The organism is Rhodoplanes sp. Z2-YC6860, assembly GCF_001579845.1.
Taxonomy (GTDB): domain Bacteria; phylum Pseudomonadota; class Alphaproteobacteria; order Rhizobiales; family Xanthobacteraceae; genus Z2-YC6860.
In genome coordinates, this window is the sequence record NZ_CP007440.1 from 4,468,383 (window position 1) to 4,482,992 (window position 14,610).

Here is a 14,610-nt window from a genome sequence, read left to right on the forward strand (position 1 = left end):
AACGGCGGCGCTCCGGCGCCGCCGTTTCTTTTTGGGCGATGATCTAGAGCGGTTCACAATTTGACGGAAGCGTATCCGGCGTTTGCGAAGTAGTTGCTGCATTCGCGGGGGCCTATGGTTGTGACGAGGCTGCCGATTTGGCGCCAGACATCGTCGATGGTGCGCCTTTGAGCCATGCGCATCCAATGTTTGATCTTGGCGAAGGCCTGCTCGATCGGATTGAGGTCCGGCGAGTAGGGCGGCAGGTACCAGAGCCTGGCTCCGGCTGCTCTTATGATCTGTCGCAGCACGGCAGCCTTGTGGCTTCCGAGGTTGTCCATGACGACAATATCGCCGGCCTTCAGTGCGGGAACGAGTTGCTGCTGGACATAGGCTCGGAAGCACTCGCCGTTGATCGGGCCATCGAACACGCAAGGGGCTGTGAGGCCGTCGTGGCGGAGCGCGCCGAGGAAGGTCAGCGTCCGCCAATGACCATGCGGCGCGTAAGCTCGCAGGCGATCGCCCTTGCGTCCCCATCCGCGCAGCGGGGCCATGCTGGTCTTGATCCAGGTTTCGTCGATGAAGACCAAACGCCGTGGATCGAGACCGGCCTGCCAGGATCGCCAGCGCTTTCGTCTGCGGGCGATGTCGGCCCGGGCCTGTTCAAGCGCGAACAGTGTTTTTTTTGAACCGCAGGTCTTCGCGCCGCAGGAACAGCCACACGGCATTGTGCGAGACCTTTACCCCACGCGCGGCAAGTTCGTCCTTCAGCCCATGCAGGGTCAGATGCGGGGTCTGTCTGATGCGCTCCAGGATGAAGGCCCGATGCGGATCGAGCACCGGCTTGCGATATCCACCCATCTTGCTCGGCGACACTGAGCCAGTCGTCCGATAGCGCTGAGACCACTTCACCACCGACGACACCGCCACGCCGAACCGCGAAGCCACCGTCCGGCAGCTCTCACCGTTCCGCACCGCCGCAACGACACGCTCACGCAGATCATTGGACAGAGGTCGGGTCATGAGCTGCTGGCCTCCAACCCAGCCAGCAGCTTGAATCACAATTCGAAGCCCAGCGGAATCCCCAGCGATTCAGAAAAGAAGTGAACCGCTCTAGCTGCCCACCCGGGCCGCCATGGCTTGGTCGCGCACGAGCCCCGCTGCGCCGTATTCCCGCATGATGGTTTCGCTGCGCAGCCCGGGCTCAATGTCGCGGGACGCGATGGTCGCGCCGATGTGCCGGCCGCGCTCGACCAGCCAGGCGCCGTAGGGCTGGCGGTCGGCGTGGTAGCGGGAGAGCGCGGCCGCGACGTCGCTGACGGCTCCCAGAGCGCCGGCGAGGCTCTCGGCATCGAGCGCGGCTTTCATGACGCCGGAGGCCACGTGCGGCCGCGCCACGAAGGCTGCGTCGCCGATCAGCGCCACGCGGCCAAAGGCAATCCGAGGGGCTTCAAAATCAAAGATCGGCTGCAGGATGATCTGCGCCGTGCCGGTCACCAGCGCGGCCAGCTGGGGCGCGAGCAGGGCGGTGGCGTTGCGCTTGATGCCTTCGATGAGCTCCGGCCGGATCAGAGGCGGCGGGATTGAAAGACCATGCGCCTTGCCGGTTGCGTCGGTGCAGAGGGCCCGCAGTGCCGGCTCGTCCGCCGGCCGGAACCAGACGAAATGGCAGCATCGCTCGCCGGACCCGCCTTGCGGCACAGGCATCGGGATCGACAGCATCAGCTCGCCGTCCGGAAAGCCGAACACCATGTGGCGAAACATCAGCTCGTGCAGTTCGGGTGCGAGCTGATGCGGCTCGACCACCCCGCGCCAAGCCACCACGCCGGCGTAGTGCGGCATGGCATCGGGCAGGAGCTGCGCCCGCACGGTCGAATGCAGCCCATCCGCGGCAACCAGCAGCTCCGCCTCGGCTCTGCCGCCGTCCGCAAAGACCGCGGCGACGTTGTCCGCGGTCAGCTCGATCCGAATGAGCGCCTTGTTTCCTTGATAGAACGCATCGGGCAGGGCCTGCCGCAGCGGACGCCAGATGCGCGACCAGGCGCTGGTGACGGCTCGCACCGATCTCTCGTGGATGACACTCCCGTTGGGGGCCAGGCCCACGCGGCCAAGCACGTCGATGCCTGCGCTCGCGTCCGCGGCAACGCCTGCATGACGCATCGCTGCGAACAGCTCTGGCCGCGTGCCGATGCCGGTGCCGCGGTCGCCAAGGCTTGCCGCGGCACGCTCGTAGACCGCGACATCCCAACCGGTCTTGCGCAGCAGGTGCGCCGCAAACAGGCCCCCGACCGAACCGCCAATCACCAACGCCCGCCGCGCCACACGCTGCTCCCGGATCAGACGATGCCGATGCTGAAGCCTCGTCGGCGGCGACGCAAGGCGGCCGCGCCGCGTGAGTCGTTTTCCTGAGTCGCGCGCGATTCTTGGGTGACAGCCAGAGCGGTAAGTCTTGCTTAAGTTGTTTTCCGGGCTCCAAAGTCGCGCCGAATCGCACAGTCCGCGAGCGGCAAAAACCGAGACGCCTGTTACATTTGCCGCGATCATCCCCAGCGATGCACGGTGGCGTCTGGGTTTTCGAAAAACGAATCGTTGCAATTGCCGTGGTTCAAGCAAACTCTCCGCAATCACAACGGCACATGCGCCGTTGATTCGATGGCAGGGAAAGGATCGGTCAGATGACCAAGAACGAGCTCATCGCGGCAGTGGCCGACAAGGCGCAGATGACCAAGACGGCGGCAGCATCGGCGGTTGACGCGACCTTCGATGCGATCACTGGTGCGCTGAAGAAGGGTGGCGAAGTCAAGATCATGGGGTTCGGTAATTTCCGGGTGGTGAAGCGGGCGGCTCGTGAAGGCCGCGATCCGCGCACGGGCGCTCCGGTGAAGATCAAGGCGGCCAGGCGGCCGCGCTTCTCCGCCGGCAAAGGCCTGAAGGATGCCGTGAACAAGTAACGCATCCGACCGGTTCGTGATGAACGCCCTCGCGGCTGTCGCGGGGGCGTTTGTTTTTCGGCATGATCCCCTGTGGCTCCGAGGCGCTTGCAGCGCCAAGCGGCCGGGGCGATAAGGAGCCGCCAAACGCGGTTGAAAAGGGCGGTTAGCTCAGCTGGCAGAGCGCCTGCTTTACACGCAGGATGTCGGCGGTTCGATCCCGTCACCGCCCACCACGCTTCACTCCAAGCGGCATTGCGCGGGACCTCCAAAACGGGCCTTGCGGTGACTTACCGCTCGGGCAACCAGACCGGCCTCGCGATCTGCGGGACCAAAGGCAACCTTTGCGGGTGGCAAAGGGTCTTGGCGAGATCTGGACCCACCGTTGAAACAAAAGCTTGAGCGATATTCTTGACTTGGCTTGGAGCGGCATTTAAGCCCTCTCCCACGCCCGCGGGGGCGTAGCTCAGTTGGTTAGAGCGCTGCCCTGTCACGGCAGAGGTCGAGGGTTCGAGCCCCTTCGCTCCCGCCATTTCCTTCCGCATAGCACCCGTGCTGCCCATCAAGCCCTGGCTTGCAATGGCGCACGGGCAGCGCCACGATCCGCCCGGCTTAATCCAAAGCTTCAGCATTCACGCGCACTGAACTGTTCTAGGGAGAAAACATGAAACTGGCGTTTTTCGACGACTTCAAACTGGGCGTGGTCACGGGCGATAAGGTCGTCGATGTGTCGGATGTGGTGAAGGACATCCCGAAACTCGGGCCGCAGGACGTGATCCGCACCGTCATCGAGCAGTGGGGCACCTACAAGGGCAAGCTCGCCGACGCCGCCGCCAAAGGGCAGGGCAAGCCGGTCTCCCAGGTCAAGTTCCGCGCGCCGCTGCCCAAGCCCGAGAACATCATCTGCATGGCGGTGAACTACATGGAGGACGGCACGCTGCCGGAGCCCGCGCCGATCAACGCCTTCATGAAGTCCCCCAGCTCGATCATCGGCGACGGCGACACCATGGTGCTGCCCGACATGCCGGCCACGATCTTCGAGGGCGAGGCCGAGTTCGCCGTGGTCATCGGCAAGAAGGCCACCCAGGTGAAGGCCGCCGACGCCATGAACTACGTGTTCGGCTACACCAACTTCATCGACGGCTCGGCGCGCGGCGTCGTCCCGCCGACCAACGTGTTCTACCAGATGAAGTCGCGCGACACCTTCGCGCCGATCGGCCCGTATATCGTCACCGCCGACGAGATCGCCGACCCGCACAAGCTGCCGATCGTGCTGACCAACAACGGCACGGTGATGCAGAAGTTCAACTCCGACGACATGGCGCACAAGATCCCGCGCTGCATCGAGTGGGTCACCGCGATCCACACGCTGCTGCCGGGCGACATCCTCGCCACCGGCACCAATCACCGGGGCCTGAACCCGTTCATGGACGGCGACAAGATCGAGCTCACCACCGAGGGGCTCGGCACGCTGCACATCACCGTGAGGGACGACCAGAAGCGCACCTGGGCGCGCATCACGCGCCTCAAGCACAAGGAAAGTGGCGCCGAGGGCGTGCACACCAAGCAGACCGGCGGCAAGTACGCGAAGTAGCCTTCCGCACGGCTCCAAAGCGATGCCCGGGCCCACCGCCCGGGCATTTTCTTTTGAGCCTTGTCAGTGGTTCGCGCCGATCCCCAGCATTTTCCGCGCGTCCGCCGGCGTCGCGATCTCGTCGCCGAGAATCTGGATGATCTTGCCGGCCTTCTCGACGAGGGCCGCATTGCTCGGCGCGAGCTTGCCCTTTTCGAGATAGATGTTGTCTTCCATTCCGACCCGCGGATGGCCTCCGAGCAGCACCGCCTGCGCCACCATCGGGAATTGCCAGAGCGAGATGCCGAAGGCGAACCAGGTGCAGCCTGGCGGCAGCAGATTGCGCATATAGGTCATGGCCTCTGGCGTCGCGGGCTGACCCCACGCGATGCCGAGACAGATCTGGAACAGGCCCGGCCCCTTCACGAGACCGTCTTCGAGAAACTTCTTGGCCAGCAGCAGATGGCCCGTCTCGAACACTTCGAGTTCGGGCGTCACGCCTGCGTCCTTGATCGACAGCGCCATGGCCTTGAGATGCGTCGGCGTGTTGACGAACACCCGGTCGCCCATGTTGAGGCTGCCCATATCGAGACTGCAGATCTCCGGGCGCAATTCCATCACGTGCTGCACGCGCTCGGCCGGGCCGCACAACACGGAGTCGGCGCTGGGCTTCGAGGGGTCCTTGTCGTCGTGATAGAAGCGCGCGCCAGGACCCGTCGTCAGGTTGATGATGACGTCGGAATTCTTTTCCCGGATGCGCTCGACGGTTTCGCGATAGAGCGCCTTGTCCATGCTGGGCTTGGTGGTCTTGGGATCGCGCACGTGGATGTGGACGATGGCGGCCCCGGCCTTGGCGGCATCCAGGCAGGAGCTGGCGATCTGCTCCGGCGTCACCGGGACCGCCGGATTGCGCCCCGGCGTATCGGCCGAGCCGGTCACCGCGCAGGAAATCATCACTTTTCTGGCCATTTTCCACCCCTTTGGACCGGTGTGCACCCGTCAACCTTGCGCCCCGGAAGTTGTTGCAGTTCCGCCCTCAAGCGGAGGATTATAAGCATGGTTTGGTTGCGTGCGTTAAGGATCGTCCGTGAAGGTCATCATCGTCGGCGGCGGAGTAGGCGGTCTCACCACGGCTCTGATGCTGCATGCCCGCGGCATCGACTGCGAGCTGTTCGAGCAGGCCGAGGGCATCCGTGAACTCGGCGTCGGCATCAACACGCTGCCGCACGCGATCAAGGAGCTGCAGCAGCTTGGCCTGATGGAGCGGCTGGACGCGGTCGCGATCCGCACCCACGAGCTGATCTACACCAACCGCTTCGGCCAGGAGATCTGGCGCGAGCCGCGCGGCCTCGAAGCCGGTTACGACGTGCCGCAACTCTCGATCCATCGCGGCCGTCTGCAGGGCGTGATCTATCAGGCGGTGCGCTCGCGGCTCGGCGAAAGCCGCATCCATCTCGGCTGCCGTCTCGGCGGCTTCAAGCAGGACGAAACCGGCGTCACCGCGTATTTCTTCGATCGTGCCGGCACCCATCGCCGCACCGTGACCGGCGATGTGCTGATCGGCGCCGACGGCATCCATTCTTACGTGCGCTCCGTGCTCTATCCGAACGAAGGATCGGCCTGCTGGAACGGCGCGATGCTGTGGCGCGGCGCGATGGACTGGCCGCAATTTCTCACCGGCCGCTCGATGGTGATCGCCGGCGGCATGGCGGCCAAGCTTGTAATCTATCCGATCGGCGAGGGCGCGCGCGACGACCGCCCTCTGACCAATTGGGCCGTGCTCGTGAAGGTCGGTCCGGGCGGCGCGCCGCCCAACAAGGAAGACTGGTCCCGGCCCGGCCGTTTCGAGGACCTGATGCCGCACGTGCAGCGCTTCCAGATCCCCTACGTCGACGCCAAGGCGCTGATCGAGGCGACGCCGGAGTTCTGGGAGTATCCGGTGTGCGACCGCGACCCGCTGCCGCGCTGGTCGCACGGACGTATCACGCTCCTCGGCGATGCCGCGCATCCGATGTACCCGGTCGGCTCGAACGGCGCCTCGCAGGCGATCCTCGACGCGCGCTGTCTCGCCGACCGCCTCGTCACCGCCGAGCACACCGTGCACGCGCTCTGGCAATACGAGCAGGAGCGGATGCCGCCGACCGCGCAAATCGTGCGCATGAACCGGGGCGGGGGGCCGGAGGGCGTCATCGACGCGATCGAAGCGCGCGCGCCGGACGGCTTCAGCAACATCGACGACGTGCTGTCGTTCGAGGAGCGCAAGGCGATCGTGCGCGGCTACGCCGGAGCGGCGGGATTTGCCCAGAGCCAGGTCAACAAGCCCAAAGCGGCGTGAGCCCCGCGCGGTTCCTCGACCCAGCGGCCCCCAATAGACGAAACACGGTCGCGTGACGCCCGGAACGACCTCGCCTCCCATGTGTTCAATGACACAGCAGAGGCGAGGAACGACCATGAGCAGCCACGACGAATACCGGCGGAACGCCGAACAAGCCCAGCAGATGGCCGATTGCGTGTTCTCTGAGGAGGACAAGGCATCGTGGCGCAAGATCGCAGCCGGTTGGGAAAATCTCCTGGGCGCCCAGCCGGCAGCGAATGCCGGCGGCAAGCAGCAATTGGGCCATCGGGCTCAGGCACTTAAGCCAAGACGGTAGGCCTCCGGCGCGTCGCTCCGGAAAAACTTTTGGCGACCCGGAACCAATTGTCAGCGACCTGGTTTATCGAGCGGTACTCACACCACTTCAAACTTTCAAACCCGCCACGGCGCGCCCCCAATCCCCCGATAGCGCCGTGGCGGTTTTTTTATTTGCCGCGCTGCCCCCGATTTGATCGTCCCATAACGATCCTTCCGATGGCGCGCCAGCGCTGCGTCCAGGCTCTCTCCGCATCCCGATGTCACGGCGAAATGCTGCGCCGCGAGACTGCAATTGTTTCCTGCATGAGTCTCACAACCGACAGACGGCCAAGTCAGATTTTGAAACAGTCTGTGTAGGCGAAGAACCAACAAAAAATATGGGGTGTGTCATGTTGCAGAAGACACAGGAAGACGTGGCGTACTGCTACCAGCGCGCCGAAGAGTCGCGGCGCATGCGGACGAAAGAAACCGACCCCGCACGGCAGCAGGAGTACGCCAATATGGAAGCCCGGTGGATCAAGCTTGCGATCAGCTACCAGTTCGCCGCGCAGATGAACACCTATCACGAAGACATCCGTTAGCGCGTCGATCGTCGAGGCCGCAGCAGATCGCTGCGCGATGGCGCGCCGCGAACGCGCCTCGCGGACAAGCCCTCTCCAGATTCGCTTGTCGAATAACTCGCGCAACACCATCAACAAGGTGGTCGTCACCCCCGGGCTTGACCCGGGGGCCCATGCGGTGACGCAACGACGACGCTCTTACGACTGCCTTCTCGGCAGCCGCTCATGGATTGCCGGTCAAGCCCGGCAATGACACCGCCTTTTGGGTTGGCGGCAGTGGCATTCTGATTCAATTGTCAAACAGCCTCGCGCTTTCGCGCATCCCATCAACATCCATACGGGCGTGATTCATCGGCCCCTTCAGATCAGGCGCGGGGCCAGCGCCTCTATTCTTCCTTGCCCCTCACATGCGTGAGGGCGCGGAGCGCCGGTTGGCGCTACGTGGTCGTCGGCACCCTTGGGAGGTGCCGCGGGCTTTGCGAAGCCCGCTCGCCTCCCGGCGCTCCACTTGTGGCGATTTATTGCGAGGCCACCGTTCGAGATTCGATCGGACCGGCTGGGCTTTCGCCCACCATGCTCCAGGGGGCATTTGCGCCCGCTTTCACCCGACCGCGCCCTGCCACTGAAGGCGGCCCCCTCATCGGGGACGGACGATGACCGCGCACCCTGGGACGTGGTCACGAGCCACGCCTGCAGGCGCCACACCCCGCTCCGCCAAATAGACGTCTCTAGATGACGCCCTCAGTGAGCGAGGCAAATTCGCGTCTACTCGTGATTTGCGAAAAACGCAAACGAAGCGTGCGCCGGACGGTTTCAGCAACATCGGCGAGGTGCTGTTGTTCGCGGAGGTCATCGTGCGCAGCTAGGCGTCGATCCCCCGGAGCCGGGTCAACAGGATAAAGGTCGCATGAACCCGCGACGCTACGGCGCGTTCGACAACCCGGCCAGCGCCTCCTTCACGGCATCGACCAGCCGGCCCATCGAATAGGGCTTTTGCAGCCAGCCGAGCGGCTCTGCGGGCGCGGCGCGGCTGCGCGCCAGCGCATCCGAATGGGCGCTGGCGAACAGCGAGCGGATGCCTTGGTCGCGGTAAATCGCAATCGCGGTGTCGATGCCGTCGCGGGGACCGACGAGACGGATGTCCATCAGGATCAGCGCCGGCTTCTGCGACCTCGCGAGCGCGATGGCTGTGTCGGCGGTCTCGGCCACGCCGACCACGTCGAAACCGGCATCGAGCAGCGCCGCCTCGACATCCGAGGCCACCAGGAAATCATCCTCGACGATCAGGATCCTTGCCGGCGCCTCAGGCTGCATGGCTGAGCCGGTCGCATCGTCACGGGCGAACGCCAGCCGCGGCTTGGCGGCGGGGCGCAGAGCCTGCGAATTGTGTCTTGGCAGCGGAGCGGTTTCCGAACTCACCCTGTGCCGCTCCGCGTGAATTCGATGCTGGCGCGCGCGATTGGCGTGCGGCTCGTCGTGAAGGTGCCGCCAAGCTGACGGACCAGACCCTGGACCAGCGCGAGCCCCGACGAGCGGCTTTTGATTTGCTCCAGATCGAAGCCGGGACCGCCGTCTTCCACGTCGAGCACGCAGGTGTCGCCGCGGGTCTTGAATGTCACCCGGATGGTGCCGCGATCGCGGCCTTGCAGCCCGTGCTTGACGGCATTGGTCAGAAGCTCGTTGATGGCAAGCGCGAGCGGCATAGCCGTATCATTGTCAAGCTCGATCGGGGCCGCCTCGCAGGCGACGTGCACTCCCGGCGGGAAAGCGTGGCGCGCCGTTTCGCAGACGGCGGCAACGAATTCCGGCGCGCTGAAACGCGTGGCGGCTGTGGTCTGATAAAGCACACGCTGCGCCGCAGCCATCGCGGCGATCCGGCCCGACGCCTCCTGCAGCACCTCGCGCGCCTCCACCGAGTTCGCGCGCCGCGCCGAGGCCGACAGCAGCGACTGCAGCATCTGCATGTTGTTCTTAACCCGGTGATTGAGCTCGTAAAGCAGCACGCGCTGTTGCGACTCGGCGTCCTTGCGCTGGCTCACGTCGACCAGGATGTTGATGGCGCCGACAACCTTGCCGTCGGCGTCGCGGATCGGCGTCGGGTAGGGGATGAACGGCACGCGCGTGCCGTTCGGCCGCTCGGCCAGGGCCTCGACATTACGAACCTCACGACCTTCCCGGAGCGCGATGGCCATCGGACACTGATCGTGCGGCATCGGCGTGCCGTCCGGCCAGTACAGCTTCCAGGTCACGCACCACTGATCCGTGCCCAATTCCGGCCGCCGGCCGGCAAGCTCCACGGCGGGCTCGTTGAAGTAAGTGATCCGGCCCTCGGCGTCGGTGGTGTAGATCGCCACCGGAATCGCCGTCAGCAGATCGTGAAGCGTGCGCTCGCTGTCGCGAAGCTTGATTTCGGACAGCCTCCGCTCGGTGATGTCACGGGCGATCTTGGAGGCGCCGATGATGTGGCCTGCGGGATCGCGGATCGGCGAGATCGTCAGCGAGATGTCGATCAGCCCGCCGTCCTTGCGCCGGCGTATCGTCTCGAAGTGCTCGACACGCTCGCCGCTGCGGATGCGGCGCAAGATTTCCGGCTCTTCGTCCAGCCGGTCGTTCGGGATCAGGATGGTCACCGGCTTGCCCACGGCCTCCGCCGCCGTATAGCCGAACAGGCGCTCCGCACCACGATTCCAGGTGGCGATAACGCCGTTCAGATCCTTGCTGACGATGGCGTCGTCCGAGGACTCCACGATGGCGGCAAGCTGGAGCGCGGAGCGCTGCTCCCGCATGCGTTCGACGCTGAAGCCGACATGCCACACGATCGTGCGTACCACGTCGATCTCTTCGCGGCTGAAGGCGTGCAGCGCGTCGTAGTAGAGCATGAACTTACCGAGGAGCCGCCAGCCGTCGAGCAGCGGCACGAAGGCCAGCGACTGGATGCCTTCGGCCAGCACCGCCTTCTTGAGATCGTCCGGCAGATCGGATCGTCCGACATCGTCGATGCAGACGGGCAGGGGATTGCGCGTCTCGCTCGACCATGGCGAGTGGCCCTCGACCGCGCTGCGATAGCCGTCCGACAGGTTCCGCCAGGCGACGAAGCGCATCACCTTCGCCTCATCGAACAGAAGCACCGAACTCCGTGAGCAGCCCAGCGCCCGCGTCACGGCGTCCATGGCCGCGCCATACACGTCCTCGAGCGAGGTTGCGTGCTGCAATGCCGCCGTGAGCGCATGCAGCGCCGCCTGCTGCTGCGCGTATCTGGCCATCCGCGCTTCGGCCTGCTTGCGCGCTGTGATGTCCTGCTGGACCCGGACCGCATAGAGGAAGCGGCCCTGGCCGTCGGTCACGCTTCGCGACGTGACGCTTGCCCAGCGCTGGCTGCCATCGGGCCGTTGGAAGCGCTTTTCCAGCGAGTAGCCTTCGATCTCGCCGGCGACCTGACGGGCGTACTGGGCCCGGTCGGTGATCGCGTCGTCGGGATGGGTGAGGTCGAATAAACTCCGACCGAGCAACTCCTGCTCGCGGTAGCCGAGCAACTGGCCGACTTGCTTGTTTACGCGCAGGAGCCGACCTTCGGCATCGATCTCGACGATACCGACGCCTGCCGCCTCGTAGGTGGCGGCGAGCCGGCTCGTACCTTGAGGGGGATGCTCGAAGGTCTCGTGGAAGCAGCCGATCGCCCCGAGCAGGACGCCGCCGTCGTCCTCGACCGGGTCCGCATGCATCGTGATCCGGAGCCGCCTGCCGTCCAGCCGCTCGATTTCCCCTTGTGCGCCGCGCACCGGGACGCGGGTCTGAAGCACCTTGGCCATCGGCCATTCCAAGCGCGGGATCAGCCTGCCGTCGAGGTAGAACGAATGGCAGCCGCTATAAAGTTCGCCGGCATCGCCCAGCTTTGGGAAGCGGCCCCACAGGTCCGCGGCGCGTTTGTTGAACCAGAGCAGCCGGCCGTCGGCCGCGCAGGCATAGGCAGCAACCGGCAGGAGATCCACGAACTCCTGGGGCGCATTGAAAAGAGAAGCGGGGTCAGGAAGGGGAGCGGTCGGATTTGCAGATATCGCCAAGGTCTCGACTGCCATCTCACGTCCCGCGCCGCCACACTGTCCCGAGGAATTCCCTTAGGTAAACGACCCCTCGAAACGTTCAAACGCTTCATGCAGCGAATGGTTCCGGGGGCGCTCGGCCCGGACAATCCTGCCGACGGTCCTAGGGCCGCTTTCTATCTCACCCTTTTTAAGGAGGTAAGGCCCAGCTCACTCGCCCTTGAGCTTGCGAAGCGGCCGCTCGCTTTCGCGCAACTGCTCCTCGACCTGCCGGCGGTCGCTGACATCGACGAAGGTGATGACCACGCCGTCGATCTTGTCTTCCACGGTGCGATAGGGCCGCAACCGCATGTCGTACCATTTTCCGGTGCGGCTCTTCACCTCGCGGCGGATCGGAGCAAGGTCGGCCAGCACCGCGCGCGCATCCTTGATCAGACCGTCATATTCGAGCTGATGCGCAAAATCGGTGATCGGCCGCCCTTCGTCGACCGGCGTGATGCTGAACAGCTCGGTGACGCGATCGGTGAAGCGCTTGATGCGCAGGCCAGCGTCGAGGAACAACGTGCCGAAGTCGGTCGCCGCCATCAGGTTTTGCAGGTCGCTGTGGGCGCGCGAAATCGCCTCGAGCTTGAGCTTCAGTTCGCTGTTGACGGTCTGCAGCTCCTCGTTGATCGACTGCAATTCCTCTTTGCTGGTTACCAGCTCCTCGGAGGTGGAGCGGTATTCCTCGTTGATCGACTGCAGCTCTTCGTTGGCGGCGCGAAGCTCTTCGTTGGCGGCGTCGGACTCCTCGCGCACGGTGCGCAGACGCGCCTGCGTCAGCTCCAGCTCCTGGGTGAGACGGCGCACGGTCTCATCGGTGGCGCGCTCCTCGGTGCCGCGACTCTCCTCGATCTCGTCGCCCTCGATGAACATCACCACGGCGTTGCGCGCTTCGCCAAGCTCATCGATCTCCGCGGCTCTGACCTGGATCAGCACGCGGTGTGCCGTACCGTTGAATCTCACCGGGATGGGCAGACTCAATGTCGCCGCCTGCTGCTCGAACACCCGATGCAGGGCTGAGCGCAGCTCGAATCTGAGCTCCGTGCGCACGAGATCGACAACGTCGCCGGTCAGCGATCCGCCCGAGGGCTGCAGGAAACGCCCAGCGCTGTCGGAGAGGTGCACCACGCGATGCGTCTCGTCGACCAGGATGCTCGGCGGCGCGAGCTTCTCGAGCGCCCGGCGATGCGCCACTGCGTCGTTGAACGCAGCCGACGGGTTCATCGAACGGCCGATCTGCGCGACCTGCTCGCGCACGCGGATCGGCCCGAGCAGACGGGGCAGCAGCCGCGGCTTCTCGCCGGCGTTCACGGTCGACTGATAGATGCGGGCGTTCCGGTCGAGGCTGCGGAACATCCCGGCCGGGTTGTCGGCGGTCTCCGAGGAGCCGAGCAGCAGGAAACCGCCCGGATTGAGTGCGTAGTTGAAGGTGCTGATGACTTGCTCCTGCAATTCGCGGTCGAGATAGATCAGCACGTTGCGGCAGGAGATCAGGTCGACGCGCGAGAAGGGAGGATCCTTGAGCAGGTCGTGATGGGCGAACAGCACAACGTCGCGCAGTTCCTGGCGAACGCGGTAGTTGTCGCCCTCGCGGGTGAAGAAGCGGCGCAGCCGGTCCTCACTGACGTCGGCCTCGATCACGCTCGGATAGCGGCCCTCGCGGGCGACCGCGAGCGCCCGGGCGTCAAGGTCGGAGGCAAACACCTGGATCGGCGGCCGCAGGTCGTGCCGGCCGGCTTCCTCCAGCAGCAGCATCGCGACCGAATAGGCCTCTTCGCCGGTGGCACAGCCGCCGACCCAGACCCGAAGCGGTTCTTCCAGATTGGCGCCTTCGAAGAGATGCGGCAGCGTCAGCTTGCGCAGGCCTTCGAAGGCCTCGGTGTCGCGGAAGAATGTGGTGACGGAAATCAGGAGGTCGGCCAGCAGCGCCTGCGCTTCGTCGTTGTTCTGGCGCAGCGCATCGTAATAGTCGGCCAGATCGTTACAGCGCATGACCTGGATGCGCCGCGCAATCCGGCGCAGCACGGTCGAGCGCTTGTATTTCGAGAAGTCGTGGCCGGTGCGGATGCGCAAGTGCGCCAGGATGCGGCGGAGTTGCTCCTCGTCGACTTGCGGCGAGTCGGCGATCGACGCCCCCTGTTTGAGCCGGATGAGATCGGCGAGCCGCCCCGCAAGCTCGCGCACCGGCAGCACCACGTCGACCACGCCGGTGGCCATCGCGCTACGCGGCATCGAAGCGTATTCGGCCTCGGCCGGATCCTGCACCAGGATGATGCCGCCCGATTCCTTGACGGCGCGTACGCCGACCGAGCCGTCGGTCCCGGCGCCGCTGAAGATCACCGCAAAGCCGTCGCCGAGACGCTCGGCCACGGAGCGGAAGAACTGATCGATCGGAGAGCGCAAGCCGTGCGGCTCTTCAAAGTCCGAGGCCGTGATCTCGTGATCGACCATCTTGAGCTCGCGGGCCGGCGGGATCACGTAGACATGGTTGGCTTGGAGCTTCTGCCGTTCGCCGACTGGAACCACAGGCATCTTGGTCCGCGACGACAGGATACCCGCAAGTTCGCTGCGACGCTCGGGATCGAGATGCACCACCACGACAAAGGTCGCGCCGGTGTCGGCCGGCATGGTCTCGAAGAACGCTTGCAGCGGACGCAGTCCTCCGGCGGACGCACCGATGGCGACCACCACGGGTTCGTCCGGTCGGCGAGGATTTGCAACGTTCTCTTCGGAGGCCATCGGCGTACCAGATTCAGCACTCGACAATACGCGCGGCTCTCAAAACTGACAACGCGCGGGCCGTTGTGCCGGACGAAATGACCGTATACGGCCGGAACTGGGTCTCCTCGCAGTG

The 14,610-nt window shown here is 65.0% G+C and carries 10 protein-coding genes, 2 tRNA genes and 1 pseudogene; 7 read left to right on the forward strand and 6 right to left on the reverse strand.

Features of this window, described 5'->3' with window-relative positions; translation table 11 throughout:
* Positions 1-53: 53 nt before the first annotated feature.
* Both RHPLAN_RS38465 and RHPLAN_RS20785 read right to left on the reverse strand, forming a co-directional pair.
* Positions 54-1,002 (reverse strand): IS630 family transposase gene (locus RHPLAN_RS38465; protein ID WP_157099989.1). Its coding sequence is split into 2 segments (ribosomal slippage): positions 54-665 and positions 667-1,002, totalling 948 coding nucleotides; the frame shifts between segments, so codons are not numbered across the junction.
* 90 nt (positions 1,003-1,092) lie between these two features.
* On the reverse strand, positions 1,093-2,301 hold the full coding sequence (locus RHPLAN_RS20785) for an FAD-dependent monooxygenase (protein WP_068021454.1): 1,209 nt from the start codon (positions 2,299-2,301) through the stop codon (positions 1,093-1,095).
* Between the two features lie 353 nt (positions 2,302-2,654).
* Between RHPLAN_RS20785 and RHPLAN_RS20790 the strand changes: the two genes are divergently transcribed.
* The 4 genes from RHPLAN_RS20790 to RHPLAN_RS20805 all read left to right on the forward strand — a co-directional run bounded on the left by RHPLAN_RS20790 (position 2,655) and on the right by RHPLAN_RS20805 (position 4,503).
* The gene (locus RHPLAN_RS20790; protein WP_068021457.1) at positions 2,655-2,930 is read left to right on the forward strand and encodes an HU family DNA-binding protein; all 276 of its coding nucleotides are present in this window, start codon (positions 2,655-2,657) and stop codon (positions 2,928-2,930) included.
* 139 nt (positions 2,931-3,069) lie between these two features.
* Positions 3,070-3,145: transfer RNA gene (locus tag RHPLAN_RS20795), tRNA-Val, on the forward strand.
* A gap of 219 nt (positions 3,146-3,364) precedes the next feature.
* Positions 3,365-3,441 (forward strand) — tRNA-Asp (locus RHPLAN_RS20800).
* Positions 3,442-3,573: 132 nt separating this feature from the next.
* Complete coding sequence (locus RHPLAN_RS20805) at positions 3,574-4,503, forward strand: fumarylacetoacetate hydrolase family protein (RefSeq protein WP_068021459.1); 930 nt, start codon at positions 3,574-3,576, stop codon at positions 4,501-4,503.
* Positions 4,504-4,566: 63 nt separating this feature from the next.
* On the opposite strand, the gene RHPLAN_RS20810 is transcribed toward RHPLAN_RS20805, so the two are convergent.
* Complete coding sequence (locus RHPLAN_RS20810) at positions 4,567-5,451, reverse strand: beta-keto acid cleavage family enzyme (protein ID WP_068021460.1); 885 nt, start codon at positions 5,449-5,451, stop codon at positions 4,567-4,569.
* A 118-nt stretch (positions 5,452-5,569) separates the two neighbouring features.
* On the opposite strand from RHPLAN_RS20810, the gene RHPLAN_RS20815 reads away from it, so the two are divergent.
* The 3 genes from RHPLAN_RS20815 to RHPLAN_RS20825 all read left to right on the forward strand — a co-directional run bounded on the left by RHPLAN_RS20815 (position 5,570) and on the right by RHPLAN_RS20825 (position 7,695).
* The gene (locus RHPLAN_RS20815; protein ID WP_068021462.1) at positions 5,570-6,817 is read left to right on the forward strand and encodes a flavin-dependent oxidoreductase; all 1,248 of its coding nucleotides are present in this window, start codon (positions 5,570-5,572) and stop codon (positions 6,815-6,817) included.
* A 115-nt stretch (positions 6,818-6,932) separates the two neighbouring features.
* Positions 6,933-7,133 carry a hypothetical protein gene (locus RHPLAN_RS20820; RefSeq protein WP_068021463.1) on the forward strand — a complete coding sequence of 67 codons (201 nt, stop codon included), beginning with the start codon at positions 6,933-6,935 and terminating at the stop codon, positions 7,131-7,133.
* A 370-nt stretch (positions 7,134-7,503) separates the two neighbouring features.
* Positions 7,504-7,695 carry a hypothetical protein gene (locus tag RHPLAN_RS20825; RefSeq protein WP_068021465.1) on the forward strand — a complete coding sequence of 64 codons (192 nt, stop codon included), beginning with the start codon at positions 7,504-7,506 and terminating at the stop codon, positions 7,693-7,695.
* 900 nt (positions 7,696-8,595) lie between these two features.
* On the opposite strand, the gene RHPLAN_RS20830 is transcribed toward RHPLAN_RS20825, so the two are convergent.
* From RHPLAN_RS20830 to RHPLAN_RS20840, 3 genes and pseudogenes are all read right to left on the reverse strand, one after another.
* The gene (locus RHPLAN_RS20830) at positions 8,596-9,093 is read right to left on the reverse strand and encodes a response regulator (protein WP_237179875.1); all 498 of its coding nucleotides are present in this window, start codon (positions 9,091-9,093) and stop codon (positions 8,596-8,598) included.
* Positions 9,090-11,750: a PAS domain S-box protein gene (locus tag RHPLAN_RS20835; RefSeq protein WP_068021467.1), complete on the reverse strand. Its 2,661-nt coding sequence runs from the start codon at positions 11,748-11,750 to the stop codon at positions 9,090-9,092. The genes RHPLAN_RS20830 and RHPLAN_RS20835 overlap by 4 nt, the downstream gene beginning before the upstream one ends.
* A 189-nt stretch (positions 11,751-11,939) precedes the next feature.
* Positions 11,940-14,495: pseudogene (locus tag RHPLAN_RS20840) on the reverse strand (chemotaxis protein CheB); the annotation flags it as partial.
* Positions 14,496-14,610 lie beyond the last annotated feature (115 nt).

Coding starts and splice junctions, on each gene's coding strand:
- RHPLAN_RS20820 (WP_068021463.1), top strand. CDS start 6,933: ATGAGCAGCCACGACGAATACCGGCGGAACGCCGAACAAGCCCAGCAG.
- RHPLAN_RS20790 (WP_068021457.1), top strand. CDS start 2,655: ATGACCAAGAACGAGCTCATCGCGGCAGTGGCCGACAAGGCGCAGATG.
- RHPLAN_RS20805 (WP_068021459.1), top strand. CDS start 3,574: ATGAAACTGGCGTTTTTCGACGACTTCAAACTGGGCGTGGTCACGGGC.
- RHPLAN_RS20810 (WP_068021460.1), bottom strand. CDS start 5,451: ATGGCCAGAAAAGTGATGATTTCCTGCGCGGTGACCGGCTCGGCCGAT.
- RHPLAN_RS20825 (WP_068021465.1), top strand. CDS start 7,504: ATGTTGCAGAAGACACAGGAAGACGTGGCGTACTGCTACCAGCGCGCC.
- RHPLAN_RS20835 (WP_068021467.1), bottom strand. CDS start 11,750: ATGGCAGTCGAGACCTTGGCGATATCTGCAAATCCGACCGCTCCCCTT.